Origin of the sequence: Microbispora sp. H10836 (assembly GCF_012999525.1) — a bacterium.
Lineage (GTDB): Bacteria > Actinomycetota > Actinomycetes > Streptosporangiales > Streptosporangiaceae > Microbispora.
The window spans coordinates 884570-910548 of record NZ_JABBWU010000001.1 but is presented as its reverse complement, the minus strand read 5'-3'; the positions used below and the strand labels follow the sequence as shown (position 1 = coordinate 910548).

The window sequence follows — 25979 nt, the reverse complement described above, 5'->3', positions numbered from 1 at the left end:
TGAGAGCACACCCGCGCGGCTGAGCGGGCGTACGTCAGGGCCGGTCCGGGCATCCGGGCCGGCCCTTCCGCCGTCCGTGGGGGGCGTGCCTCTCCCGGGGCGCGCACAGGAGAAGGCCGCCGCCCCCGGTGGGGGACGGCGGCCCTGGGTGCGGCGGGGGCTCAGCGGGCGAGCTTGAGCCGTACGACCTTCTCCAGGTCGGCGGCCGAGTAGTCCCGGCCGGCCGAGGCCTCGCTGAAGGACTCCACGGCGAGGCTGTGGCCGGGGGTGCCGGCCGGGTCGCGGAACCCGGTGCGCAGCGCGTACTCGTTGTACTCGTCCAGCAGCCGCTGGGCCTCCATGGTGGCCTCGGTGAAGCGGACCAGCGGGTCGGCGCCGTGGGCCAGCACGTCGCCCATGGCGCGCGTCATGACGTCCTGGTTGCCGGCGAAGTCGCCGAACAGCGCGCCCTGGGAGAGCGGCACGCCGCCGGCCAGGGCGGGGTCGACGGTCGCCCCGCTCGGGAAGCGGCTGACGTGCTCGTAGGCCAGGCGGTGGTAGGGGTGCTGGTCGAACCAGCCCTCCTCCTCCAGCAGGTCGTAGGAGGCGCGGGTGATCGGGATGAAGCTGCTGAACTTGTGCCGGTCGGCCGCGTTGCGCGGGTTGTGCAGGAACTGGATCAGGGCCAGCGCGCCGTCCTGGGTGGCCTCGTCCAGGCCGTTCGCCAGCCACAGCGAGGTCCCCGCCACCGCGTTGCCGACGTACGGGACCTTCTCGTTGTAGGGGAAGATGCCGATCTCGATGGGGAACCCGCTCTGCTCGGCCGCCTGGACCATGTAGTTGACGTCGTTGGACGAGGTGAACCTGATCGCGACGTCCTGGTCGGCGAAGGCCCTGAACGTGCCCGCCCAGTCGGGGATCTTGCCGGTGTAGAGGTAGTGGCCCCTGCGGTGCAGCCCCCGCCACCACTCGACCCAGGCGAGCATCTCGTCGGAGGCCAGGTAGGCCGTGGTGGCCCGGCCGGAGCGGCCGTTGTCGTTGTCCACCAGCAGCCCGCCCTGGGAGGCGAGCGCCTGCTGGAAGAACGTGCCGTGGTTCGACCAGGTGATGGCGTGCGCGGGACCGTTGCGGAGCTTGGCGATCTCGTCGCAGACGGCCTCGACCTCCACCCACGTCTGCGGCAGCTCGGAGACGCCGGCCGCGCGCAGCAGGTTCGCGTTGGCGAACAGCAGGCTGGTCGTGCCGCCGGACGGCATCGAGGTGAGGTCGCCGTCCAGGGAGTAGTAGTCGCGGAAGGCCGGCAGCAGGTCGTCGATCACGACGGGCTCGCCGAGGATCTCCGTGCGTCCCCCGACGGCCTTCTCCACCGAGGTGAAGACCGGGCTGCCGTCCCTGTTGCGCAGGTCCCTGGCGGCCTGGCCCATGTAGAAGTAGATCTCCGCGACCATCGGGGCCCGTCCCTCGGCGGCCGCCTCGGCCACCTTCAGCGGGAACGTCCAGAAGTCCTGGCCCACGATGTTCACTTGATATTCCGGGTGCGCCTTCTCGAAGTCCCGGCCCTGCTCGTACCACCGGTCCATCCACCCGGGGAAGGTCAGGTCCGGCACCCAGACGTCGAGGACGATTCGCTCCTTCATTCCATCTCCTCGTGCTCGCTCGCTCTTGCGTGGCTTCGGCGGGCCCGGCGCTACCGCCGGTGCTGGCCGGTCAGCTTCTCCAGGTCGGGGACGATGTCCGAGGGGCTCGGCTTGGCCAGCCACTCCTCGTGCACCGCGTCCGCGCCCGCCCGGATCGACGGGTCCTCCAGCGCCTTGACGATCAGGTCGCGGACATCCTCGGCCGACTGCTTCTGGTGGTCGAGGCGCAGTCCCGCTCCGCGCCCGGTCACGAACGCGGTGGCGATCGGCGAGAGGATGTGCCGCTCGGGGATCGTGCTGCCGCCGTCCTCGTGGAACTCCAGCCGCTGGCTCTCGTCGGTGTCGGTGATGATCTGCGGGAGGTTCGCCGCCACCGAGGACCAGAAGGTGCCGCTCGACCCGTGGTTGATGCTCACCGAGCAGGTCGGCAGCAGCTGGGTCAGCGGGACGTAGTCGACCGTGCGCACGTTCGGGGGCAGCGGGGGCAGCCCGACGAGCTGGTCGGCGTTCAACGTCGCGACGAGCTCGACGTCCAGGTCGGCGACGGCCTCGAGGATCTTGGGGGTCCGCCACTCGCCCTTGTGGTAGGTCCGGGTCGACAGGCCCACAGACAGGGCGATCCGGGGCCGCTCCGGCCTGCCGTACAGCCACTCCGGCACGACGCCGCCGCCGTTGTAGGGAATCCAGCGGACGGGCAGCGAGGTGAGGTCGCGGGACAGGCGCATCTCGGGCGGCAGCGGGTCGAGGGTCCACTGCCCGAGCAGCAGCTCCTCGTCGACCTCGACGCCGTAGCGCTCGGCGAACGGGCGCACGGCCTCGGCCAGCGGGTTGAGCACGTCGCCCGAGCCGGTGGCGCCGCCGGCCTGCTCGGCGAACCTCTCGGTCGCCCAGCCGCTGTAGTCGGGGCCCATCAGCATCCGGGCGTGCGCCGCGCCGCAGGCGCGTGCCGCCACGGCTCCGCCGGGGAACCAGGGGTCCCACAGGACCAGGTCCGGCCGCCAGCTCCGGGCGAACGCGACCAGGGCGTCGTTGTCGGTGCTGGGCTCCGGCGGGAGGTGGTACTTCGCCGCGGACAGCAGGAACTGGAAGAACACGTCCCAGCTGTCGCGGTCGGCGGAGCCGATCTTCACGGCGTCGGCGAGACGGTCCATCTCGCCGGGGTTGGGCGCGAGGTCGGGCCTGGCCCACCCCTGCGCGGTCGCCTCAGGAGTGCCGCAGACGACCGCGCTGAGGCCCGCCGCCACGATGTCGGCCTCGGCGCCCGGAGGGCAGACGATGCGGACCTCGTGTCCCGCGGTCTGCAGGGCGTGGGCGTACGGAATGATCGGGTACAGGTGGCACTTCTGCGGCCAGACCGTGAGCATTACCTTCATCGAGGCTCCTGAATCAGTGAGGGACGTGGACCGCGGCGGGGGAGCGCCGGGGCGTCCCACCCGGCCGCGCGAGTTCAGGGCCGCCCGGCGGGCACGGCGGCGTGGGGCGAGCGATGGCGACGCGGGTGCTCGGCCGGGGCACGCGCGCGAGCAGCGGCACGCCGCGGTCGTGGCCGGGACCTCGCATGCCGCCAGCGTCACATCGCCGCCTGATCACGCGCATCTTCGCTCGTGCGGAGCACGGCCGGGAGTCCTTGATCAACTTGATGACGAATATCAATGACTTCGCTGACAGAAAGGTGTCAAGTCACGCGCAACATGCTGACACGGATTTGTCTGGATTGCCGGTCGCGAATCAAGCAGATTTGTTCTTGCAAGCACCACTGACCGCTCGAAGAAAGGATGCGGAAAATGAGGAACAAGACCGGTGTTCTCGCCAAGCTCGGTGTCGCCGCCGCCATGATGGTCGGTCTGACCGTCGCCTCCCAGACGGCCGCGGCGGCCGCCGCGCCCACGTTCTCCGTGTCGCCGGCCTCCGGCCTGCACGACGGAGACACCGTGACGGTCACGGTGACCGGCGCCGGCGCGAACGAGGTGTACGGCATCGCGCAGTGCGCCAACATCGGCGCGTCGTTCGGGTGCGACGGGAGCACCGCCACCACGTTCACCACCAACGCGAGCGGCGCGGCCACGTTCACCTTGCCCGTGCACAAGAGCTACCAGGCCGTGACGCACGACGGCGTGTCGCTGGGCACGGTGGACTGCGGTACGACGAGCTGCTACATCGGCGCCGGGAACGAGAACCTGGCTCTCGGGGACGTGCTCCTGTCCTTCCGCTGAGCCGGGCACCCGCACCAGAAGATGGGCCCTGCCGGTATGCCAATAAAACCGGCAAGGCCCATCTCCGGGCGAATCTCGGTGTTCACCGTCGCCTGCGCGAAACGGAGGGCTCGCGGCCCGGGTGCGTGCGCGCCGCCCCCGGGCCCGCCTCCCGCCTCTCGTTCACGACGGGTTGTTTGGAAACGGCATCAGGAAATCCGCGCCGCCTCGGCCGGCTCCTGGACGGCCTCCGCCTCCGGCTCGGGCAGCCGCTCGCCGCCCTCCTCACCCGTGCCGTCCTGCTCCGCGTCGCCGGTCGCGGGAACGTGCCGCAGCGCGACCGCGGCCAGCGTGGCGAGCACGAGCGCGATGGCGGCGCTGACGCCGGCGGTGGAGTTCAGCGCCGTGGTGAAGGCCTCGCGGGCGGTGGTCAGCAGGTCGGTCGCGAGCGGGGCGGGCAGCTGCTGCGCGGCGGCGTAGGCCCCGGCGATGCTCTCCCCGGCGGTGCCCGCCGCCTCGGCCGGGACCCCGGCCGGGATGGTGCCGGACAGCGCGCCCTGGTAGACCGCCGTGCCGACGCTGCCGAGGACGGCGATGCCGAACGCGATGCCGAACTCGCCGGTGGTCTCGGAGATCGCCGACGCGGAGCCCGCCTTCTCCGGCGGGGCGGACCCGATGACGAGGCCGGTGCCCAGCGCTCCCATGGGACCCGCGCCGACGGAGCTGACGATCAGACCGGCCACGAGCAGGGCGACGCCCGTCGCGCTGCCCACCTGCGTGATCAGCAGGTAACCGGCCGCCGTGACCACCAGGCCGCCCGCGATGACGTACGCGGGGCGGACACGCCGCGCGATGGCCGGGGCCATCATGACGCTGGCGATCGTCGCGAGCGTCGAGGGGACCAGCCAGCCTCCGGCCTGCAGCGGCGAGAGCCCCTCGACCGTCTGCAGGTACAGGTTGACCAGTAGGTGGGTGCCGCTCATGACGCCGCCACCGATCATGATCACCAGGGCGACGCTGAACGCGCGGTTGCCGAAGAGCCGCAGGTCGAGCAGCGGGCTGGCCAGGCTGCGCTGACGCCGTACGAAGACCGCGCCGACGATCAGGCCGGCCACGACGGAGGCGACGGGCAGCACCTGCCAGCCGTTCCTGGCCACCTCCTTGAGGCCGTAGATGACCGGCATGATGGCGGCCAGGGAGAGCGCCACGCTGGCGAGGTCGAGCCGTCCGCCCTCGGGGTCCCGATACTCGGGCAGCAGGCGCGGCCCGACCAGCAGGAGCAGCCCCATCACCGGCACGCCGAGCAGGAACACCGAGCCCCACCAGAAGTTGGTGAGCATGATCCCGCCCACGACCGGGCCGATCGCCATGCCGCCCATGAAGCAGCTCATCCAGACGGCGATCGCCATCCCCATCTGCTTGGGGTCCTTGAACATGATGCCGAGCAGCGACATGGTCGAGGGCATCAGCGTGGCACCGGCGACGCCCATCAGCGCCCTGGTGGCGATCAGCATCTCCGGGCTGGACGCGTACGCGGCGAGCGCCGAGGCGGCGGCGAAGCAGGCCGCGCCGATGAGCAGCAGCCTGCGGCGGCCGATCCGGTCACCGAGCGTGCCCATCGTGACCAGGAAACCGGCGATGAGGAAGCCGTAGATGTCGGTGATCCACAGCTGCTGGGTCGCGTCGGCCCCCAGGTCGATGCTGAGGTGCGGCAGCGCCAGGTACAGCACGCTCATGTCGAGCGACAGCAGCAGCGTGGGCAGGGCCAGGACGGCCAGCCCGATCCATTCCCTGCGCCCGGCCCGCTCGGCCGGGCCGGATTCGGTGCCTGCGTGCATGAAGGAGTCCTTCCGTCTGGTCGCCCGGGCCGTTGCGGGGGAGCGACGACGAGCGATTGTCGGGTGGGGGTGCGCGCGCGTCGCTCTTCACCGGCTCCGCACACGCGGCGGCTACCGGCGGGGCCGCGGCCCCGCCGGCGAGCCTCAGCGCAGGGGGGCGTCGGGAGTGGTGACCACCGCTCGCAGCACGCTGTCGAACTCGGTCATCCACTCGGCCATCGTGTCGGCCCGCCACAGGTTGGTGTTGAAGCCCAGAGTCCCGATGATCTCCCCCGACGGGGTGAGGTTGAGCTCGCACAGCGAGCCGTCCGGGATGTCCCCGCCCACCGGCTGTGAAACGAGCCGCGGCACCTCGGCGTACTCGACGTCGCCGACCACCTCGCCGGCCATCCCGAAGGGCGACTGGAAGACCTGGAAGAGGAACAGCGCGCGGTCGTCGGCCGCCGCCGGGGCCATCAGCTCCGGCGCCTCGGCGGCGATCTGGGCGAAGGGGATGTCGTGGGAGTAGGCCTCCAGGCAGGTCGCGCGGGTCCGCCGCACCGCCTCCTGGTAGCTGTCACAGCCGGTGAGGTCCGTACGCAGCGGGACGAAGTTGAAGAACGACCCCACGGTGGTGTGGAACCGCTCCTGGGTGCGCCCGGTGGTGAACGTCGGGACCACGATGTCGCTCACGCCGGTGATCCGGTTGAGCAGGATGTTGTTGGCCGCGAACAGGACCATGAAGGTGGAGCAGCGCAGCGCCTTGGCGGTCCGGCGGGTCGCGGCGCTCAGCTCGGGACCGAGCGTGAACCGGTGCCACCCGGTCGTCTTGGCCAGCCCGGCCGACCGCGGGTGGTCGGTGGGCAGCGTCAGGATGCTCGCCCCCCGCAGCTTCTCGCGCCAGTACCCCCGCGCGCGGTCCAGGGCGGGGGACGAGGCGCGCTCCTGCTCCCACAGCGTGTAGTCGCGGTACTGCGGCGCCTCCGGGAGAGCGGCGACCTGCCGCCCGCGCCGCGCGGCGTAACTGTGGGCCAGGTCGCGCATGATCACGTGCATCGACCACGCGTCGGCCGCGGTGTGGTGCGCGATCAGCACGAGGACGGCGTCCTCGTCGTCGAAGCGGGCCAGCACGGCCCGCAGCAGCGGCACCTCGCGGGCGCTGTAGGAGCCCGCCTCGATCTCGTTGACGAGTTCGCCCGCGCGGCGGTCGCGGTCGGCGGGGGCGACGCCGGACAGGTCGCGCAGCGTCAGCTCCACCGGGCCGGACGGGAGGATCCGCTGGTGGCGGTCCTCGGGGTCGCGGACGATCAGCGTGCGGAGGGCCTCGTGGCGCTCCGCGACGTCGTGCAGGGCCGCCCGCAGGGTGTCGACGTGGACCTTTCCGCGCAGCCGGCTCGCGTAGAAGATGTTGTATCGGGGGCCGAAAGGCCCGGAATCGTCTCCCTCGTCGAAAATGCAGAGGAATTCCTGGTTGAGAGAGAGGGGCACCCGGCTCGCCGGCTCGCTCGGCGCGTTCGGGATCTCGGAGACGCTCACACCAGAAGCCTTTCGCTAGCAGGCGGTTTCGCCCTGTGTTTGCGCGCGCGGGTAGCTCAGATGGTAGGAGCGGGTTTCCCTGGCACGCTTATTCTGGATTGCCGTATACGGCCGGCCGGCGCGGAATTCACCGCCCGACGCCCTGGTAGACGTAACCGAGCCGGCGCAGTTCCGCGATCTTGTCTTTCGGGTAGTAGGCCCGGCCGTCCAGCACCAGGCAGTCCGGCGCCACCGGCAGGTCCGCGAAGTCGATGTCCCTGAACGGCCGGTGCAGGGCCATGACGGCGACGCAGTCGGCGTCCTGTACGGCCTCCCGCAGGTCGGCGCAGGGAGCGACGCCGAACAGCGCCTCGGCCTGCACCGGGTCCACCAGCGGGTCGTGGACGCGGACCGTGGCCCCGGCCTTGGCCAGCGTCGTCACGAAGGCCTCCACCGGCGTCGCCCGCAGGTCGCCCGTGTCGTTCTTGAACGCCGCGCCCAGCACGGCCACCGTGGCCGTGGCGGGGTCCTTGCCGAGCCGCACCAGCGTGTCGACGACCAGCTGCGCCGCGTACTCCGGCATGCCGGTGTTGACCCTGCGCCCGGCCGGGGCGGTCTGGATCTCCAGGCCGCGCCGGCGGGCCGAGTGCCAGACCATCCACGGGTCCTTGACCAGGCACGACCCGCCCACGCCCACGCTCGGCAGCAGGATGTTGACGTTCCCCGTGCCCTTGGGGACCGTGTTGGCCGCCGCGATCACGTCGAGCACGTCCACGTCGTACAGCGCGCAGAACTTGGCCAGCTCGTTGGCGAGCGCGATGTTGAGGTCGATCCACCAGTTGTCCGCCAGCTTCACGATCTCGGCGGCCTCCGGGGAGTCCATCGGGACGATCGCGACGTCGAGCACGCGGCGCCAGAACTCCATCCCGGCTTGGGTGCTGTCGTCGTTCAGCCCGCCCACGGCGATCGGGAGGGAGCGCAGCTCGCGCAGCGCGGTGCCCTCGGCGAACCGCTCCGGGGTGAACGCGAGCCCGAAGTCCTCACCCGCGACGAGCCCGCCGCGCTCCAGCAGCGGCCGGGCCAGATCCCGGGTGGTGCCGGGCGGCACCGTGCTCTTGAGCAGCACGAGCTGGCCCTCGCGCAGGTGGGCGCCGAGACGCCGGCACGCCTCGCGCAGGTGGTCGTCCAGCAGCGAGCCGTCCGGGTGGACGGGCGTGCTGACGGCGACGAGCACCACGTCGGCGTCCCGTACGCCGGCGTAGTCGGCGGTCACCCGGAGGCGTCCGGACGCGACCGCGGCCGCGACGAGTTCGGGCAGGCCGTGCTCCTGGTAGCGGCAGTGCCCGCGGGCCAGTTCGGCGAGCAGGGCGGTGTCGATGTCCACGCCCGTGACCGTGCAGCCGCGGTCGGCCAGGATCGCCGCCAGGCACGAGCCGACGTAGCCGAGTCCGACGACCGCCACTTTCAGGTCCCGCTGGTCGGGTAGGAAACGCATGAAACGCTCCTGAGTCGAAATGGAATGTGTTTCCTGGTGTTGCCGGGCGCGTCCCCGTCGATATTTCCGGCGTACCGCCGGATCCTGACGCGATTCTCCGTTCGCATCGTCATTCCCGGCCGCCGCCCGCCGCATCTCCCGGCGTGCGAAAGGGAAAAACGCCGCGCGTAATACGGCGCGAATTACGACGCCCGGGGCGGCAATCCAGGAGATGCGGGGCGGGCGGCGCCGCCGGATGCTGGGACGGTGCGTCCGTGGCTCCCCCGTGGCCTGCCCGTGGCCGGCCGGAAGACGACCGGCACCGTCCACTCGACCGATAAGGACCGGAGATGAACGATCACAAGGCGCTGATCCTGGACGAGGTCCGCAAGTATCACCAGGATGTCCAGACCGGCGGTGAATTCGTGCCCGGGGTGACCGAGATCTGGCCGACCGGCGCGGTGCACGACGTCGAGGACCGCGTGGCCCTGGTCGAGGCGGCGCTGGACCTGCGGGTGGCCGCCGGTCAGCGGGCGCGTAAGTTCGAGTCCGCGTTCGCCCGCAAGATGAAGCGGCGCAAGGCGTTCCTCACCACCTCCGGGTCCTCCGCGAACCTGCTGGCGGTCTCCGCGCTGACCTCGCAGCGGCTGCAGGACATGCGGCTGCGGCCGGGCGACGAGGTGATCACGGTCGCCGCGGCCTTCCCGACGACGGTCAACCCCATCCTGCAGAACGGCCTGGTGCCGGTCTTCGTGGACGTCGAGCTCGGCACGTACAACCCGACGATCGAGGCGGTGGAGCGGGCGATCGGCCCGAAGACCAAGGCCATCATGATCGCGCACACCGTGGGCAACCCGTTCGACGTCGTGGACATGGCCCGGCTCGCGACCGAGCACGACCTCTTCCTCATCGAGGACAACTGCGACGCCGTCGGCGCCCTGTACGACGGCGAGCCCACCGGCACCTTCGGCGATCTCGCGACGGTGAGCTTCTACCCGGCCCACCACATGACGATGGGCGAGGGCGGCTGCGTCCTCACCTCGAACCTGGTGCTGGCCCGGATCGTCGAGTCGCTGCGCGACTGGGGCCGCGACTGCTGGTGCGAGCCCGGCGAGAGCAACACCTGCCTCAAGCGGTTCGACTACCAGATGGGCACGCTCCCGAAGGGCTACGACCACAAGTACATCTACTCGCACGTCGGCTACAACCTGAAGGCGACGGAGCTGCAGGCGGCGCTCGGCCTCAGCCAGCTCGACAAGCTCGACGACTTCTGCGCGACGCGGCGGCGCAACTGGCGGCGGCTGCGCGAGGGCCTGGACGGCGTGCCGCACCTGCTGCTCCCCGAGGCGACCCCGCGCAGCGACCCCAGCTGGTACGGCTTCGTCATCACGGTCGACCCGCAGGCGCCGTTCGGGGCGAGCGAGCTCGTGGACTTCCTGGAGAACCGAAAGATCGGCACACGCCGGCTGTTCGCGGGCAACCTGATCAGGCACCCGGCCTACGCCGACCAGCCGTACCGCGTCGTCGGCGAGCTGACCAACACCGACATCATCACCACCCAGACCTTCCACGTCGGGGTGTATCCGGGCCTGACCGACGAGATGATCGACTACGTCGTCTCGTCCATCACCGAATTCGTGCGGGCACGTGGATGACCGCCCGGCCGCGCTGCCGGTTGCGCACGAGACGATCCGCGTTCCGAGGGGGACCGAGATGCGCGTACCGCTCACTTTCCGGCCGGTTCACGAGCGGGTGCTCCGGCACGCGCTGACCCGGCCGGACGACGTCGCGATCGCCCGGGGCGGCCACGGCGTCGGTTACGCCGAGCTGGCGCGGCAGGCGGCCGCGGTCGCCGCGGCGCTGACCGCGGGCGGCGCGGCGGGCCGGCCGGTGGCCGTGCGGATGGACCCCGGCCCGCGTCAGGCCGCCGCCGTGCTCGGGGTGCTGAGCGCGGGAGCCCACCTGCTCTGCCTGGACCCCGGCGCGGCCGGACAGCGCGGCGCCGCCGTGCTGGAGGACCTGCGCCCCGCGTGGCTGCTGCTCGACGGTGTCTCCGGCGACGCGGCAAGAGCTGACGCGGCGAGAGGTGACGCGGCGAGAGGTGACGCGGCGGGGGGTGAATCGGCAGAGCGCGACGAGCTCGCCGATTGGTACCGCCGCACCCTGGGCGGGACGATCCTGGACGTCGCCGGCCTGCTCGGACCGGCGCAGGCCCCCGCGCCGCCCCCCGCCGTCTCGTCCGCCGCGTCCGGCGCGGGCCCGGACGACCTCATGTACGTCGCCTACACCTCCGGATCGACCGGCAGGCCCAAGGGCATCCCGCAGACCCACCGGGGCTTCGCGCAGTTCGTGACCTGGTTCGCCCGGGAGTTCGGGATCGGGCCCGGCTCCCGGGTGGCCCAGTGGGCGGCGCCGGGATACGACGCGAGCCTCGTGGAGATGTTCGCCCCGCTCGTCGCGGGCGCGACGCTCTGCCCCGTGCCGCCGAAGATCAGAGCGCACCCCGAGCGCCTCGCCGACTGGCTCGCCGCCGAGCGCGTCACGCACCTGCAGACCGTGCCCAGTTTCGCCCGCCGCCTGCTCGAGGCGATCACGGGCCTCGGACCGGAGGGGCGCCCGCCCGCGCTGGGCCACCTCCTGCTGGCGGGCGAGCCGCTCACCGCCGAGCTGGCCGGCGGCCTGCGCGCCGCCCTGCCCGCGACCCGGCTGGTCAACCTGTACGGCCCGACCGAGTCGATCCTCGCCACCTGGCACGAGGTGGCGGAGCCGGCCGAGGGCCGCGTGCCGATCGGCCGGCCCATCCCCGGGCGCGTGGTGCTGGTGCTGGACGAGCTGGACCGCCACTGCCCGCCCGGCGTCACCGGCGAGCTCGTCATCCGCAGCCCCTACCTCACCCCCGGGTACGCCGGCGCCGCGGCGGGGGAGCGGTCCGCCTTCCGCCCGCCGCGCGGGTCCGCCCGCCGGGGCCGGTACTACCGCACGGGCGACCGGGGCCGGTGGACGGCGGACGGCGTGCTGGAGTTCGAGGGACGCCGCGACTTCCAGGTGAAGTTCAACGGCATCCGGCTGGAGCTCGGCGACGTCGAGGCGGCCCTGAACGCGCACGAGAGCGTGGCCGAGTGCGCCGTCGTCGCCGTGCCGGGCGCGCACCGCCAGGTCGCCAGCCTGGCGGCCTACGTCGTCCCGCGCGCTCCGGCCGCCGCCGAGGCGACGCCGGCCGCCTGGCGCGCCGCGCTGCGCCGCTGGTTCGGCAAAGCCATGCCGCCCGTGACCTTCACCGTCGTGGGCCACCTGCCGCGCACCGCCGGTGGCAAGGTGGACCGGGACCGGCTGCGGCGCGAACGCGAGAACCGGCAGGCGGCCCAGGCGCGGCCGAAGGGGATGATCGCGTGAAGGCCCTGGTGCTGTCCGGCGGGTCGGGCACCCGGCTGCGGCCGTTCAGCTACTCCATGCCCAAACAGCTCATCCCCATCGCGAACCGGCCGGTGCTGGAGCACGTGCTGGGCAACATCCGCGACTGCGGCGTCACGGAGGTCGGGCTCGTCGTCGGTCACTGGAGCTCGGAGATCGCGCGTGTGATCGGCGACGGCGGCCGCCTCGGCGTGCGCGTCACCTACATCCCGCAGCACGAGCCGCTCGGGCTGGCCCACGCCGTACGGCTGGCGCGGCCGTTCCTGGGGGACGACGACTTCGTCATGTACCTCGGGGACAACATGCTCCCGGACGGGATCGCCGGCATCGCCCGGGACTTCCGCGCCGGGCGGCCGGCCGCCCAGGTGGTGGTGCACCGCGTGCCGGACCCCCGCGAGTTCGGCGTCGTCGAGCTCGACGAGGCGGGCGCGGTGCGGCGGCTGGTGGAAAAGCCCGCGCACCCCCTCAGCGACCTGGCCCTCGTCGGCGTCTACTTCTTCACCGCCGCGATCCACGAGGCGGTCGAGGCCATCCCGCCCGGCCGCCGGGGCGAGCTGGAGATCACCGACGCGATCCAGTGGATGCTGGCGCGGGGCGCGGCGGTGAAGGCCACCGAGTATCGCGGCTACTGGAAGGACACCGGCAAGGCCGAGGACGTCCTGGAGTGCAACCGCCGCCTGCTCGGCGAGCTCGGCGAACAGGTCCTGGTCGCCCCCGGCGCCCGCGTGGTGCGCTCCGTCGTCACCGGGCCGGCGATCATCGGCCCCGGCACGCTGGTGGAGGACTGCCATCTCGGCCCGCACGTCTCCGTCGGGGCGGGCTGCGTGCTGCGCGGCACCCGGCTGGCCGACTCCATCGTGCTGGACGGGGCGTCGATCTCCGACGTCCCCGGCCTGTACGGGTCGATCATCGGGCGCGGCGCCGTGATCGGCCCCACCCGGCCCGGCGCGGCGCGGCACCGCCTGCTGGTCGGCGACCACACCCGGGTGGAGATCTCCGCCTGAACCGCCCGAGCAGCTTGAGCCGCTTGAGCCGCCCGAGCCGCTGAGCTGCTTGAGCCGCCCGAGCCGCTTGAGCCGCCGGTCCGCATCACTGACCGCCGAGGACGGGCCCGGGAAACGGAACGAGGAGGACTCCGCGGAGTCCTCCTCGTCGCCGGTTCCGCGCGCGGATCAGGCCGCCGCGCCGATCGGGGTGTTCTGGTAGGCGGTGATCAGCCACGTGCCGTCCTGCTTGGCCAGCACCCAGGTGGCCCGGATGGCCCGCTCCGGCGCGACCTCGGTCTCACCGGGAGCCAGGACACCGCCCCGCGTGACCAGCACGGCCGCGTCGGCGCCGATGAACTTGACCGAGATCGGCTCGCCGGTCACCCGGGTCCCCTTGTACGGCCCGGCGTAGGCCGCCTTGAAGAATTCGCGGATCGCCTCGCGTCCGCTGACGAAGACGTCACCGGGGAGGATCATGGTGGCGTCCTCCGTGCAGGCCGCGGCGAAGGCGTCGGCGTCGTTGCCGGCCCAGGCGGCGACGATGCGCCCGGGCACCTCGCGGAGGGCCGCGATCTCGTCGTTGATCGTCGAAGTTGCGCTCATGCTCGTTGTTCCTTCGCTGGACGGCTGGAACTCACCTCCCCATCGTCGTGACCGGGCCGCTGACCACGCATCTCTGCGCGTGCGCTCCCGTACGGCGTCAGGCGCCGGGGGGCGGCGGCGGGCAGCCGAGGGCCGCGAGTTCGGCACGCCCCTCGCCGGCGTGCCCGGGGAGCAGCAGCAGGGTGCAGGCGCGCTCGAACCGGGCGCCGACGCGCTCCCACCCCCGCACGGACGCCTCCAGCGCGGCGAGGTCGCCGTGCAGCCGCCCGGTCGCGCGGGCGAGGCACGCGGCGGCCCAGTCGTTCTCGTTGCCCTCGGCGGCGGCCGCGATCCGCCGCGCGGCGTCGGGCAGCCCGGCGGCGACGGCGAGCTCCGCCCCGGCGGCCCGCGCGTACGTCTGGTACCGCCCCTGCGGGAAGTCCGTGAAGACGAGGTCCACGAGCGCGGCCGCGTCGCCGTACCGCGCGAGGTGGACGGCGATGCGCGCGTCGACGAACGTCGCGAACGACGCGTGGTTGCGGGCCCGGCCCGCGACCTGGGTGGCACGCGCGCGCCAGAAGCGGAACCCGTGCTCGTCGCCGCGCAGTCCGTGCGCGAGCGCGATCGCGGCGACCGCGGGGGACAGCCAGCCGGCGGTGGGGCTGCCGGCCCGCTCCCAGCCGTCCCACACGGCCGGCGCGTGGCGCAGGGCCTCCTCGAACTCCCCGGTGAGCACCAGAGGGAGGATCAGGTTGAGCGCGGACAGATAGGAGTGGTGGCCCAGGAGGTCGTCGTCCAGGGCGGCGCGCGCCGTCAGCAGCGCGGTGTGCAGGTTGCCGGTGGCCACGGCGTACGTCGAGGCCATGGTGAAGGTGTCGACGATCTCCGGGGCCGCCCGGGGGGCGTCCCTGGGCATCGCGGCGAGCAGGGCGAAGCGCTCCCGGGTTACCCGGTGCGCCTCCCGCAGCCGCCCGGCCGTGGTCTCCGCGGCGCACACCGCGTCGAGCGCGGCGCTGACGAGCACGGGGTCGCCCGTGGCGCGGGCCGCCGCGACCGCCGTCCGCGCGAGCGCGGCGTCCGGGTTCATCTTCTCCGGGCCGGCGTTCCAGGCCGCCGCGGCGGCGAGCGCCGCAGCGACCACGGGGTCGCCGGAGTCGCCGGCGCGCACCGCCTCGTCGAGCAGGCCGCACAGGCGTTCGTACGGGACCTCCTCGGCGAAGCCGGCCGAGAACCGGTTGGCCGTGACGACGGCGGAGGCGAGGGCGATCGCCCTGCCGTCGCCGTCGTCCCCGTCGCGGGCCCGCTCCGCGGCGGCGAGCAGCAGGTCGAAGGCCCGGTCGCCGGAGGGGGCGATGGCGTGCGCGCCGTCGGCGGCGCTGCGCAGGTCGCGGGCCGCCTCCGCGGGGGAGGGCGCCCGGCGCGCGGCCTCCGTGTAGTGGCGCAGCGACTCGGTGAGGAACCGTCGCGCGTAGGTGAGATGGCCCAGCGCCCGGGCCAGGCGATGCGGCCGCTCGCCCGGGCCGGGCGGCGCCGCGGCGAGCGCCGCGCGCAGGTCGTCGGCCACGGCGTCGAAGCCGTCGCGCCATCCGCCGTCCCGCCACTCGCCGGGAAGCCGGCTCTCCAGATCCGCGGCGGCCGCCGTCGCCCACGTCAGGTGCCGCTCCCGTATCTCGGCCTCCTCGCCGCTGCCGGACAGCCTGTCGGCGGCGAAGGCGCGCACGGTCCGCAGCAGCCGCCACCGGCTCGGCCGGCCCCGCAGGTGCACCACGAGGCTCTTGTCGACCAGCCGCCCGAGGACGTCGGCGACCTCGCTCGTGTCGCCGCCGGGCGTCACCGCGACGGCGGCGTCGAGGTCGAAGCCGCCGGCGAACACGGCGAGCCGCCGGAACAGCGCCCGCTCGTCCTCGCCGAGCAGGTCGTGGCTCCAGCCGATGACCGTGCGCAGCGACCGGTGCCGCTCGTCGGGCCCGCGACCGCCGACCAGCAGCCGCAGGACGTCGCCGAGGGCCGTCAGCAGGCCGTCGGCGCCCAACGAGGCGCTGCGCGCGGCGGCGAGCTCGATGGCGAGCGGCATGCCGTCCAGCCGGGCGCACAGCTCCGCGACCAGGGCGGGATCGGCGGTGAAGTCGGGGTCGGCCGCGACGGCCCGCTCGTGGAACAGCCGTTCGGCCTCGGGCGTCGGCGGCAGCGGGGCGACCGGGATCGTGCGCTCGCCCGGGACCCCCAGCCGGGCCCGGCTCGTCACCAGGATCCGAGTGCCGGGGCACAGGTCGAGCACCCGCACCGCGAACGCGGCCACCTCGTCGAGAAGGTGCTCGCAGTTGTCGAGCACCAGCAGCGACCGGTCCCGGCCGAGACGCTCGGTCACCGCGTCGTCGAGCGGCTGGCGGGGCCGTTCCGTCACGTCCAGAGCGGTGGCCACCGCCTGCGCGACGAAGCCCTCGCTCACCGGCACCAGGTCGACGAACGCGCCGCCGGAGGCGAACGAGGCGGCGGCCGCCCCGGCCACCACCATCGCCAGCCGGGTCTTGCCGACTCCGCCGGGTCCGAGCAGGGTCACCAGCCGCGCGGTCTCGAACGCCGCGAGCACCGCCTCGCGCTCCCGCTCACGCCCGACGAACGAGGTCCGGGCCGCCGGCAGGCCTGCCAGCCGGGCGGGCGGCCCTTCCGGTGCCCCGTGACCCCCTGCTCCGTGCTGCTCGGTTCCGTGCTGCTCGGTTCCGTGCTGCTCGGCTCTGTGCCCCCCAATACCGTGCCGCTCGGCTCCGGATCCCTCCGCTCGGTGCCCCTCGGCTTTGTGCCCCTCGGCTTTGTGCCGCTCGGCGGCGGCCCGCTCGGCCGCGGCCTGCTCGAAGACGGCCGCGAGGGCGCGCCGGTCGGCGACGCCGTACTTGCGCAGCAACGACGACACGTGGCTTTCCACCGTGCGCACCGAGATCTGCAGCCGCCGTGCGATCTGGGCGTTCGACAGATGGGCACCGAGCGCCTCGAGCACCTCGGCCTCGCGTGCGGACACCTCACCGCGCCCCGTCGACGTCACCGCAACATCTTCACCCATTCGCCCGGGTCCGTGGCGCGTCCGTGGTGAATCCGTGGTCACCACGGATGCCCCGGAGCCCGTCTGCGGGAGATCCTGATCCGGAGCCAGGAGTAGGGGCGCACGGCGGACAGCAGCCCGACCGCGCCGTCGACACGCGAGACGAGGGAAGGTTTTCCGAGATGAGCCAGCACGTCCAGCGGCAGGCGTACCAGGCCCGGCAGGCCGGGCCCGGCGACGGACCGGCCGTGGCGCGCGACCTGCGCCGCGAGTTCGCCGGCGCCGTGCACCTCCCCGGCGACGCCGCCTACGACGCGCTCCGGGAGGCGCCGTACTCGAGCATCGACCCGCGGCCGGCGCTGATCGCCGAGGCGACGAGCCCCGCGGACGTGCGGGCCGCGATCGTGGCGGCGCGCGAGTCCGGCCTGCCCTTCGCGGTCCAGGCCACCGGGCACGGCACGCAGGTCGCGTGCGACGGCGGCCTGCTGCTCAGGACGGGCGCGATGGGCTCGGTGCTGGTCGACCCGGCCCAGCGGATCGCCCGCGTCGGCCCCGGCGTCATGTGGCAGGAGGTGACCGCGGCGGCCGAGCCGTTCGGCCTGGCGCCGCTGGCGGGCCCGGTCCCGTCGGTCGGCGTGACCGGCTACACGCTCGGCGGCGGTTTCGGCTGGCTCGCCCGCAAGTACGGCTTCGCCGCGGACAGCGTGGTCCGCGCCGAGGTCGTCACGGCGGAGGGTCACATCGTCGCGGTCGGCCCCGACCGGCATCCCGACCTGTTCTGGGCCCTGCGCGGCGGCGGCGGCAACTTCGGCGTCGTGACCTCGCTGGAGTTCCGGCTCCACCCGGTCGCCCGCGTCCACGCGGGCACCGCGTTCTTCGCCGCCGACCGGGCCGCGGAGACGCTCGCGTTCTACCGCGACTGGATCGCCGGCGCGCCCGACGAGCTGAGCACCGCGATCCTGATCACCCGGATGCCGCACGAGCCGGGCCTGCCCCCGCAGTTGCGCGGCAGGCGGGTGATCGGCATCCAGGCCATGTACGCGGGCGAGGCGGACGAGGCCCGCCGGTTCCTGCGGCCCCTGTGGGCGGCGGCGGGACCGGCGCTGCTCGACACCATGCGGACGACGCCGTTCGGGCACGCCATGATGGGCGGCACCGCGCCCATGCACGTGGAACTGCTCCCCACGCTGCCCGACCCCGTGATCGAGACGCTGGTGCGGGCGGGCGAGCGGCCGGGCTCGCCGGTCACGACCGTCGAGATCCGCCACTGGGGCGGCGCCATCGCCGCGGCCGGGCCGGACGCCGGGCCGGTGGCCCACCGCTCGGTGCCGCTGTCGGTCGTCATCGACGCGCACGTCCCCGAGATCGAGCGGGCGCTGCGGCCGCACGTGAACGGCGGGACCTTCCTGAACTTCCTGCACGACCCCGCCAGGACCGAGGCGGCCTACACCCCGGACGACTGGCGGCGCCTGCGCGAGGTGAAGCGGGCCTACGACCCGGACAACTTCTTCCACGTCAACCTCAACGTGCCCCCGGCCGGCTGACCACCCGCCGGCTCCGGCCCCCGATGAGCACCGTGACCTCGGCCGACGGCACCCCCATCGCGTTCAACCGCGCGGGTGGGGGGCCGCCGGTCGTCCTCGTCGGCGGCGCGCTCCGCCACCGGGCGTGTGATCCGGTCGCGGAGCGGCTGGCCGCGATCCTCGCCCCGTCCTTCACGGTGATCAGGTACGACCGCCGCGGCCGGGGCGGCAGCGGGGACACCGCGCCGTACGCCGTGGCCCGCGAGATCGAGGACATCGAGGCCCTCGTCGCCGAGGCCGGCGGCGCGGCGGCGGTGTGCGGGTTCTCCTCCGGCGCCGTCCTCGCCCTCGACGCGGCCCGCCGCCTGCCCGGCATCACGCGCCTGGCCGTCGTCGAGCCGCCGTTCGTCGTCGGCGACAGCCGTCCCCCGCTGCCACAGGACTACCTCCCGAGGCTCACCGCGCTGCTGGCCGCCGGCCGGCGGGGGGACGCGGTCGAGTTCTTCCTGACGCGGGCGGCGGACGTGCCCGCGGAGCGCGTCGCCCTGCACCGGCGATCCCCGGCGTGGCCCGTGTTCGAGGCCGCCGCGCACACCCTCGTCTACGACGGCTCCGTGATGGGCGCGACCATGTCCGGCGCGCCGCTGCCGGCCCACCGCTGGGCCTGCGTCACGGCGCCCGTGCTCGTGACCGGCCGGGCCGGGGGTCCGGCGTTCCTGCGGGGCGCCGCGCGAGCGCTCGCCGGCGTCCTGCCGTGCGCCCGGCTGCGGCTCCTCGCGGGTGCCGCCGGCAGGCGGGACCACCCCGAGACGGTTCCCCCGGGCGGCCGGGATCACCATGACGAGGCGCGCTCTGCGGCCGGTGGCCGGGATCACCATGGTGAGGCGCGCTCTGCCGGTGGCGGGGATCACCATGACGAGGCGGACTTCGTGTGCGGCGGGGGGCACCACGCGGAGACGGCCGCCGCGCTCGCACCGGTGCTGAGCCACTTCCTCGCCGCCTCCTGAACCCGCCGCCGCGTACCCCTTGAACGCCGCTGTGAACGCCGCCGTGAACGCCGCTGTGAACGCCGCCGGGACGGCCGCGTCACGGCCGTCCCGGGGGGTCGCTCCTCGTCATCAGCTCCTGGTCGTCATCGGCTCCTGGTCGTCATCCCTCCTCGTCGTCACAGCTCGACGCGCACGCCGTACATCCGGACCCAGGTGTTGAACTCGATCAGCCTCTCGATGACCGCGCGGGCGCTCCACGGCCCGCCCATGGCGTACGTGCCGACGGGCGCGTCGAGCAGCATGCGCACCTCGGACTCCGACACCAGGTCGAGCACCGGGCCGCCCTCGGCGAGGATCTCCTCCATCCGATCACGCAGCGCCACCTCGTACTTCTCGTCCTGCGTGGAGGGGTAGGGGTTCTTCTTCCGGTCCAGCACCGAGTCGGGCAGCACCCCGCGCATGGCGGCGCGCAGCAGGCTCTTCTCCCGGCCGTCGAAGTTCTTCATCGCCCAGGGCGTGTTGTAGACGTACTCGACCAGCCGGTGGTCGGTGAACGGAACGCGGACCTCCAGGCTCGCGGCCATGCTGACCCGGTCCTTGCGGTCGAGCAGGAAACGCTCCCACCGGGTGAGGTTGAGGAAGGTCAGCTCCCGCATCCGCGCCTCCAGGCCGGTCTCGCCGGGCAGCCGCGGCACGTCCTCGAGCGCCTCGGTGTAGCGCCGCTTGACGTACTCGCCGAGCCCCAGCCGGTCCCAGAGGCCGACGGCGCGCAGCGCGCCGATCCCGCCGGCCTTCTCGAAGGGGTGGTGCCAGGGGAAGGTGTCGGACTCGACGGCCTCGCGGTCGTGGAACCAGGTGTAGCCGCCGAACAGCTCGTCGGCGGCCTCCCCCGACAGGGCCACCGTCATGCGCTCCTTCAGCGCCCGGCACAGGACCAGCAGGGAATACTCCATGTCGCCGGTGGACACCGGCAGGTCCTGGGCCCGCAGGACGGCCTCGCGCACCTCGGGGTCGAGGATCTGCGCGTTCTCCAGCTCGACGATGATGTGCTCGGCCCCCACGTGCTCGGCGACCTCGATCGCGAACGGCGTGTCCGGGTCCTCCCACTGGACGTTCGACCGGAACCGCGTCTCGTGCCCCTGGAAGTCGACCGAGAACGCCTTGAGCGGCCCGGCCCCCTTGCGGGCGAGCACGCGGGCGGCGAGCGCGGTGATGGCGCTGGAGTCGAGGCCGCCGGACAGCAGCGTGCCGACGGTGACGTCGGCGACCATCTGCCGCTCCACGATCTCCTCCAGCAACCGGCGCACGGTGACGATCGTCGTGGCCAGGTCGTCGGTGTGCTCGCGGGCCTCCAGCCGCCAGTAGCACTCCTCGGACGCGCTGTCGCGGGAGAAACGCATCACGGTGGCCGGACGGACCTCGTACATGCCGCGGAACACCGCGTGGCCCGGAGTCTTGACGATGCTGAAGATCTCCCGCAGCCCGTCGGCGTCCACGACGGCCTCCGCCTCGGGGTGGGCGAGGATCGTCTTCGGCTCCGACCCGAACAGCAGGCCGTCGGGCGTCGGGTAGTAGTAGAGCGGCTTGACCCCCATCCGGTCGCGGACCAGCAGCAGCTCCTCGGTGCGGGGGTCCCAGATGCCCAGGGCGAAGATGCCGTCGAGCCGCTCGGCGAAGGCCGGGCCCCACTGCAGGTACGCGCGGAGCACCACCTCGGAGTCGCTCGACGTGCGGAACTCCTGGCCCAGCGCCTCGAGCTCGGCGCGCAGCTCCCGGTAGTTGTAGACCTCGCCGTTGTACGTCATGACCGGCAGGGCGTCGTCTCCGGCCGCCATCGGCTGCCGCCCGCCCTCCAGGTCGATGATCGCCAGCCTGCGGTGCCCGAGGGCGGCGCGGGGAGAGGTCCACACGCCTCCCGCGTCCGGTCCCCGGTATTCCAGGGTGGCGGTCATGGCGGAGATCGTCTCCGTCTGCCCGGTCAGATCGCTCGCGTAACTCACCCAGCCGGCGATGCCGCACATATCAGGGGTTTCCTCTCTAGGGTCGGTTCAGCTCAGGGGGAGGGCTTCGACGAAGTCCCGGGCGCCGTGCAGCCACGAGACCTTGTCGTGCAGTTCGTCGTCGGACAGCGCGGCCAGCATCCGGTTCCTGGCGAGCGCGCCGTGGCCGGCCGGGTGGTACAGCACGCGGCCCATCTCACGGGCGACGATCTGCGCCGCCGCGGTGCGCGCCCGCCGCAGGGCGTTGTACTTCTCGAAGCGCTGGGGGAACTCGTCGGCGCCGCAGTCGAGCAGCTCGCCGAGCAGGACCGCGTCCTCCAGGGCCATGCAGGCGCCCTGCGCGGCGTACTGCAGCATGGGGTGCGCCGCGTCGCCGAGCAGCACCACCCGGCCGTCGGTCCAGTCGTCCACGGGGTCGCGGTCGCACAGCACCCACTCCCTCCACTCCTCGCCGAGCCGCAGGAGGCGCGCGGCGGTGTCGCCGAGCCCGGGGAACTCGCCGAGGACGCGTTCGCGGGGGACGGGCCGGCCCGTCACCACGTGCCGCGCGCCGTCGTCGCGGGTGGCCGCCAGGTTGAGGAACCTGCCGCCGCCGATGGGGTAGTGGACGAAGTGCCAGCCGGGGCCGGCCCACAGCGTGACCGTGTTCCACCGCAGGTCCTCGGGCACCCGGTCCATGGGGATGACCGACCGGTAGATCGTGTGCCCGGACACCCGCGGGTCGCCGTCGCCGACGAGCCGGGCGCGCACCGCCGAGCGGATGCCGTCGGCCCCGATCAGCGCGCCGCCCCGCACCCGCTCGCCGCTCGCGAGGACCGCGCTGACGCCGCCCGCGTCCTGCTCGTAGCCGACGACGTGACCGCCGCCGCGCAGCTCGATCCAGGCCGATTCGCGGCAGGCCGCCAGCAGCGGGCCGTAGAGGTCCATCCGCTGCACCACGGCGTACGGGTTGCCGAACCGGGCGCGGTAGCGCTCGGTGAGCGGCATGCCGGCCACGCGCTCGCCGGTCGTGCCGTCCATGAAGCGCAGCTCCTCGATGTACACGGCGAGGGCGCGGACCTCGTCGCCGACGCCGAGCCGGTCGAGCGCGCGGAAGCCGTTGGGGGCGATCTGGATGCCGGCCCCCATCTCGGTGAACTCCTCGCGCCGTTCCAGGACCACGGCCCGGTGCCCCTGGCCGGCGACGGCGATGGCCGCGGCGAGGCCGCCGACGCCGCCACCGGCGATCAGTACGGTCGTCATCTCCTGCCCCTCACTGCTGGACTGTTCTCACTGGTGGTCCGGCCTCACTGGTGGACCGGCAGCCGGTCGAGCACCGCGACGATGGCGTCGCGGAGGATCGACACGCCGTTCTCGGTGAGGACCGACTCGGCGTGGAACTGCATCGAGCCGAAGCCGGGGCCGCGCAGCGCGTGCACCTCTCCGGTGCGCGGGTCGCGGCAGACCTCGACGGGCGCGGCCAGCCCGGGGATCTCGACGACGTCGGCGTCGGCCCTGGCGGCGAACGCGTTGTAGAAACCGACCCTGACCCGGCGGCCGAACAGGTCGATCTCGCGCTGGACGCCCTGGTTCGGCACGGGCCTGCGCACCAGCGGCAGCCCGAGCGCCGTGCTGAGCACCTGGTGGCTCAGGCACACCGCGACGAAAGGACGCTGTTCCCGCAGCAGCCGTCGTACGGCCTCGCGCAGATGGGCGATCTTGGGATGGGCGGTGTCGCGGGGGTCGCCCGGGCCGGGTCCGAGGACCACCAGGTCGTGGCCGTCCAGCGGGTACGGCTCGTCGAACCGCCGTACGGTCACGTGCAGGCCGAGCGACCGGAGCTGGTGGGCGATCATCGAGGTGAAGTTGTCCTCGGCGTCCACGACGAGGACCCGCCGGCCGATCAGGCCGGGCGTCCACTGGACCCGGTCCTCGTCCTCCCGCAGCCAGAAGCCGGCGATCGTGTCGTTGCGGGAGTCGAGCGCCCGGCGCACGTCGGGGTGGTCGGCGAAGCGCGCCGGCGGCTCCATGCAGAGCACGTCGAGCAGTCCGGCGGCCTTGGCCCGCGTCTCGGCCGCCTCCGACAGCGGGTCCGAGTGACGCACCAGGGTGGCGCCCACCGCGATCCGCACCCGGCCCTCGCTGTCGATGTCCGCCGTGCGGATGAGAATGGAGGAGTCGAGCGCGCGGCCGCCGTCGGCGTCCCTGCCGATGAGCGCGACGACGCCGCTGTAGTAGCCGCGTCCCTCCGGCTCGTATCGGCTGATCACCCGGCAGGCGCTCTCCAGCGGGCTCCCGGTGACGGTGGGCGCGAAGAGCGTCTCGCGCAGGATCTCGCGCACGTCGCGGGTGGTGTGTCCGTCGATGAAGTACTCGGTGTGCGCGAGCCTGGCCATCTCCTTCAGGTAGGGCCCGGACACACGCCCGCCGGTGTGGCAGATGCGCGCCATCATCTTGAGTTCCTCGTCGACCACCATGTAGAGCTCGTCGGCCTCCTTGCGGTCGGCGAGGAAGTCCATGAGCCCCGGCAGGGTCGGGCCGGACGCGGGGTAGCGGTAGGTGCCGCTGATCGGGTTCATCGTCGCGACGCCGCCGGACAGGCTGACGTGCCGTTCCGGGGAGGCGCCGACGAACGTGCGGTCGCCGGTGTGGATGACGAAGGTCCAGTACGTCCCCGCCTCGCGTTCCACCAGCCGGCGGAAGAACGTCAGCGCGCTCCGCACGGAGTAGCCGGAGATCTCGGCGGTGAACGACCGCTTGATGACGAAGTTGGCGCCCTCGCCGTGGCCGATCTCCTCCTCGACGACCTTGCGGACCACGGCCGCGTACTCGTCGTCGTCCAGGTCCACCCGGCGGCCGCCGGCGACCACGGGCGCGTCGGGAATCCGCCGCAGCGCGTCGGCGAGCGGCAGCGTCCCCTGCTCGGCGATCGTCATCGCCAGCAGCGGCTCGTGGTCGTCCACCACCGTGAAGCCACGCTCGGCGATCTGCCGGAAGGGGATGACGGCCAGCGTCTCGTGCCGGGCCTCCCCGCCGGGACCGCCGGGACCGTCGGGAAGCGGCAGCTCGTCGAGCGTCCCGACCGCGGACATGTCGCCCACGAGGACGTCGAGCAGCCCCCGGCGGCCGGCCCCCGGGCGGTGCAGCAGCGCGAAGGCGGGAGGATCCGGGGAGAGCACCTTGTCGAGGAGTGGTTCGGCCGTCATCGCTGTCCCTCCGAACTCGAGGAAAGGCCCGGCACCGGGGCGAGGCCCGGCGTGGGGGAAAGGTCCGGCGCCGCGGACAGGTCCGCCAGCACCTGCTCGGTCGTGACGGTCACACCGCACCGCCGGGCGGCGTAGTCGAGCGTCATGCGGTGGTCGGCGGCGGTGAAGTCCGCGATGGCGTCGGCCACCAGGAAGGGCTGGATGTCGTTGGTGAAGGCGTCGACCGCGGTCATCAGGATGCCCACGTGGGCGTACACCCCGGCGAGGATCAGCTGGTCGCGGCCGCTCTCCCGCATCCGGCTCAGCAGCGTGGTCCTGTGGAAGGCGCTGTAGCGCCATTTGGTGAAGAGCCAGTCGCCGGGGGCGGGCGCCACCGCGGCGACGATGTCCCGGTGGGACGGCTCGGCCGTCATGCCGGGGCCCCAGAACTCCCTGAGCAGCCCCCGCTGCTCCTCCGTCATGTCTCCGGGCTGTCCGGTGTACGCCACGGGGATGCCGAGGCGGGCGCACCGGTTCCGCAGCGCCGTCGCGTTGCCGACCAGGTCGACCACCGGAGGCCGGCCCGCGGGGAACGGCTCCAGGAAGAAGTTCTGCATGTCGTGCAGCAGCAGCACGGCCCGTCTCGAATCGACCGTCCAGGACGCCGTGTTCCCCGGCAGTTCTCCGGCCTCCGGCATGGAATACGGTGCGATCTGTGGAATTCCTGCCATCGAAATCCTCTTGTGTGCCGTGATTTGTGATCTCGTTATCAGGCGCCGAGGGTCGCGCCGCCGTCCACCGTCAGGTGTTGCAATGTGATGTGACCGGCTCTTTCCGAGAGCAGGAAGGCGACGGCCTCCGCGATGTCGGCCGGTCGCGCGATCTTTCTCAGCGGGATCCCGGTGCGATAGAGGTCCGGGGCGCCCTCGATGGAGGCCCGGTGACCGTCATCGTCGTGCCACAGCGAGGTGAGCATCGGAGTGTCGGTCGAGCCGGGCGCCACCACGTTGCAGCGGATGCCGTAGCGGGCGACCTCCAGGCCCAGGTTCTTGGTGAACATCGTCACCGCCGCCTTGGAGGCGCCGTAGGCGGACATTCCGATGCGGGCCGTGTGCGCCGCGTTCGAGGCGACGGTGACGACGGCGCCGGCCCGCCGCGGCACCATCCTGTTCACCACCGCACGTGAGACGTGGAAGACGCCGGTGACGTTGACCGCGAACGTCGCGGCCCAGTCGTCGTCCGACAGCGTCCTGGCCTCGCCCACGCGCAGCACGCCGGCGGCGTTGACCAGCCGGTCGATCGGGCCGAGCCGCCGCTCGACCTCGTCCACGACCGCCTCGACCTGTGGCGCGGAGGTGACGTCCGCGGTGAACGCGGCCGCCTCCAGCCCGTCGGCGACCAGCTTGCCGACGACGGTGCGCAGCGCGCCCGCGTCGCGGTCCACGGCCGCCACCGGCACGCCGTCCTCGGCGAGCACCCGGGCGACCTCGGCTCCGATGCCGCCCGCGGCGCCGGTGACCAGGGCGACCATCACGCGCTCCCGGCGGCGGTCGCGGCGGCGTTCGCCGAGGCGTCTCCTTCACGTGCACGACGTGAGTGAACGCGGGGGGCCGGCCGGTCCCACGTCGTCCCGCCCGTCGCGGAAAGGGTGCGGGGAAACCGCGAAATGTTTT

At 73.1% G+C, this 25979-nt stretch carries 18 protein-coding genes; 6 read left to right on the top strand and 12 right to left on the bottom strand.

Going from position 1 to position 25979, the window contains the following annotated elements; translation table 11 throughout:
- Positions 1 to 161 precede the first annotated feature (161 nt).
- The gene (locus tag HHX30_RS04110; protein ID WP_169979429.1) at positions 162 to 1616 is read right to left on the bottom strand and encodes an extracellular solute-binding protein; all 1455 of its coding nucleotides are present in this window, start codon (positions 1614 to 1616) and stop codon (positions 162 to 164) included.
- Between the two features lie 50 nt (positions 1617 to 1666).
- On the bottom strand, positions 1667 to 2989 hold the full coding sequence (locus HHX30_RS04105) for a nucleotide disphospho-sugar-binding domain-containing protein (RefSeq protein ID WP_169979428.1): 1323 nt from the start codon (positions 2987 to 2989) through the stop codon (positions 1667 to 1669).
- A 411-nt stretch (positions 2990 to 3400) separates the two neighbouring features.
- On the opposite strand from HHX30_RS04105, the gene HHX30_RS04100 reads away from it, so the two are divergent.
- Positions 3401 to 3829: an enediyne antibiotic chromoprotein gene (locus tag HHX30_RS04100; protein ID WP_169979427.1), complete on the top strand. Its 429-nt coding sequence runs from the start codon at positions 3401 to 3403 to the stop codon at positions 3827 to 3829.
- Between the two features lie 188 nt (positions 3830 to 4017).
- Here the strand turns inward: HHX30_RS04100 and HHX30_RS04095 are convergent, their stop codons facing one another.
- The 3 genes from HHX30_RS04095 to HHX30_RS04085 form a co-directional block, all read right to left on the bottom strand.
- Positions 4018 to 5646 (bottom strand): MFS transporter, encoded by a 1629-nt coding sequence (locus HHX30_RS04095; RefSeq protein ID WP_169979426.1) that lies wholly within the window; start codon positions 5644 to 5646, stop codon positions 4018 to 4020.
- Between the two features lie 144 nt (positions 5647 to 5790).
- Positions 5791 to 7161, bottom strand: a complete 1371-nt coding sequence (locus HHX30_RS04090; RefSeq protein WP_311922068.1) for a condensation domain-containing protein — start codon at positions 7159 to 7161, stop codon at positions 5791 to 5793.
- Positions 7162 to 7288: 127 nt separating this feature from the next.
- Positions 7289 to 8635 carry a nucleotide sugar dehydrogenase gene (locus tag HHX30_RS04085; protein WP_169979425.1) on the bottom strand — a complete coding sequence of 449 codons (1347 nt, stop codon included), beginning with the start codon at positions 8633 to 8635 and terminating at the stop codon, positions 7289 to 7291.
- 329 nt (positions 8636 to 8964) lie between these two features.
- On the opposite strand from HHX30_RS04085, the gene rfbH reads away from it, so the two are divergent.
- The 3 genes from rfbH to HHX30_RS04070 are packed head-to-tail and all read left to right on the top strand — an operon-like array spanning position 8965 to position 13029.
- On the top strand, positions 8965 to 10269 hold the full coding sequence (rfbH, locus tag HHX30_RS04080; RefSeq protein WP_169979423.1) for a lipopolysaccharide biosynthesis protein RfbH: 1305 nt from the start codon (positions 8965 to 8967) through the stop codon (positions 10267 to 10269).
- 58 nt (positions 10270 to 10327) lie between these two features.
- Positions 10328 to 12007, top strand: coding sequence for an amino acid adenylation domain-containing protein (locus HHX30_RS04075; protein WP_169979421.1), 1680 nt, complete (start codon positions 10328 to 10330; stop codon positions 12005 to 12007).
- The gene (locus HHX30_RS04070) at positions 12004 to 13029 is read left to right on the top strand and encodes a glucose-1-phosphate thymidylyltransferase (protein ID WP_169979419.1); all 1026 of its coding nucleotides are present in this window, start codon (positions 12004 to 12006) and stop codon (positions 13027 to 13029) included. The genes HHX30_RS04075 and HHX30_RS04070 overlap by 4 nt, the downstream gene beginning before the upstream one ends.
- 168 nt (positions 13030 to 13197) lie before the next feature.
- Here the strand turns inward: HHX30_RS04070 and HHX30_RS04065 are convergent, their stop codons facing one another.
- Together HHX30_RS04065 and HHX30_RS04060 are read right to left on the bottom strand one after the other, a co-directional pair.
- A complete protein-coding gene (locus HHX30_RS04065) occupies positions 13198 to 13614 on the bottom strand; it encodes an SgcJ/EcaC family oxidoreductase (protein ID WP_169979417.1) in 417 nt (138 codons plus the stop codon).
- A gap of 97 nt (positions 13615 to 13711) precedes the next feature.
- Entirely contained in the window at positions 13712 to 16633 is a 2922-nt protein-coding gene (locus HHX30_RS04060) for a LuxR C-terminal-related transcriptional regulator (protein WP_169979415.1), read from the bottom strand.
- Positions 16634 to 16812: 179 nt separating this feature from the next.
- Here HHX30_RS04060 and HHX30_RS04055 point away from each other — a divergent pair, with 179 nt between their 5' ends.
- Both HHX30_RS04055 and HHX30_RS04050 read left to right on the top strand, forming a co-directional pair.
- Complete coding sequence (locus HHX30_RS04055) at positions 16813 to 18174, top strand: FAD-binding oxidoreductase (RefSeq protein WP_169979413.1); 1362 nt, start codon at positions 16813 to 16815, stop codon at positions 18172 to 18174.
- 23 nt (positions 18175 to 18197) lie between these two features.
- A complete protein-coding gene (locus HHX30_RS04050) occupies positions 18198 to 19160 on the top strand; it encodes an alpha/beta fold hydrolase (RefSeq protein WP_169979412.1) in 963 nt (320 codons plus the stop codon).
- A gap of 158 nt (positions 19161 to 19318) precedes the next feature.
- On the opposite strand, the gene asnB is transcribed toward HHX30_RS04050, so the two are convergent.
- The 5 genes from asnB to HHX30_RS04025 are packed head-to-tail and all read right to left on the bottom strand — an operon-like array spanning position 19319 to position 25837.
- Positions 19319 to 21163 carry an asparagine synthase (glutamine-hydrolyzing) gene (gene asnB, locus HHX30_RS04045; protein WP_169979410.1) on the bottom strand — a complete coding sequence of 615 codons (1845 nt, stop codon included), beginning with the start codon at positions 21161 to 21163 and terminating at the stop codon, positions 19319 to 19321.
- Between the two features lie 27 nt (positions 21164 to 21190).
- Positions 21191 to 22384: an FAD-dependent monooxygenase gene (locus tag HHX30_RS04040; RefSeq protein ID WP_169979408.1), complete on the bottom strand. Its 1194-nt coding sequence runs from the start codon at positions 22382 to 22384 to the stop codon at positions 21191 to 21193.
- Between the two features lie 44 nt (positions 22385 to 22428).
- A complete protein-coding gene (locus HHX30_RS04035) occupies positions 22429 to 24327 on the bottom strand; it encodes an anthranilate synthase family protein (RefSeq protein ID WP_169979406.1) in 1899 nt (632 codons plus the stop codon).
- Positions 24324 to 25037 (bottom strand): isochorismatase family protein, encoded by a 714-nt coding sequence (locus HHX30_RS04030; protein ID WP_169979404.1) that lies wholly within the window; start codon positions 25035 to 25037, stop codon positions 24324 to 24326. The genes HHX30_RS04035 and HHX30_RS04030 overlap by 4 nt, the downstream gene beginning before the upstream one ends.
- Before the next feature lie 38 nt (positions 25038 to 25075).
- A complete protein-coding gene (locus tag HHX30_RS04025) occupies positions 25076 to 25837 on the bottom strand; it encodes a 2,3-dihydro-2,3-dihydroxybenzoate dehydrogenase (RefSeq protein ID WP_169979402.1) in 762 nt (253 codons plus the stop codon).
- Positions 25838 to 25979: the final 142 nt, after the last annotated feature.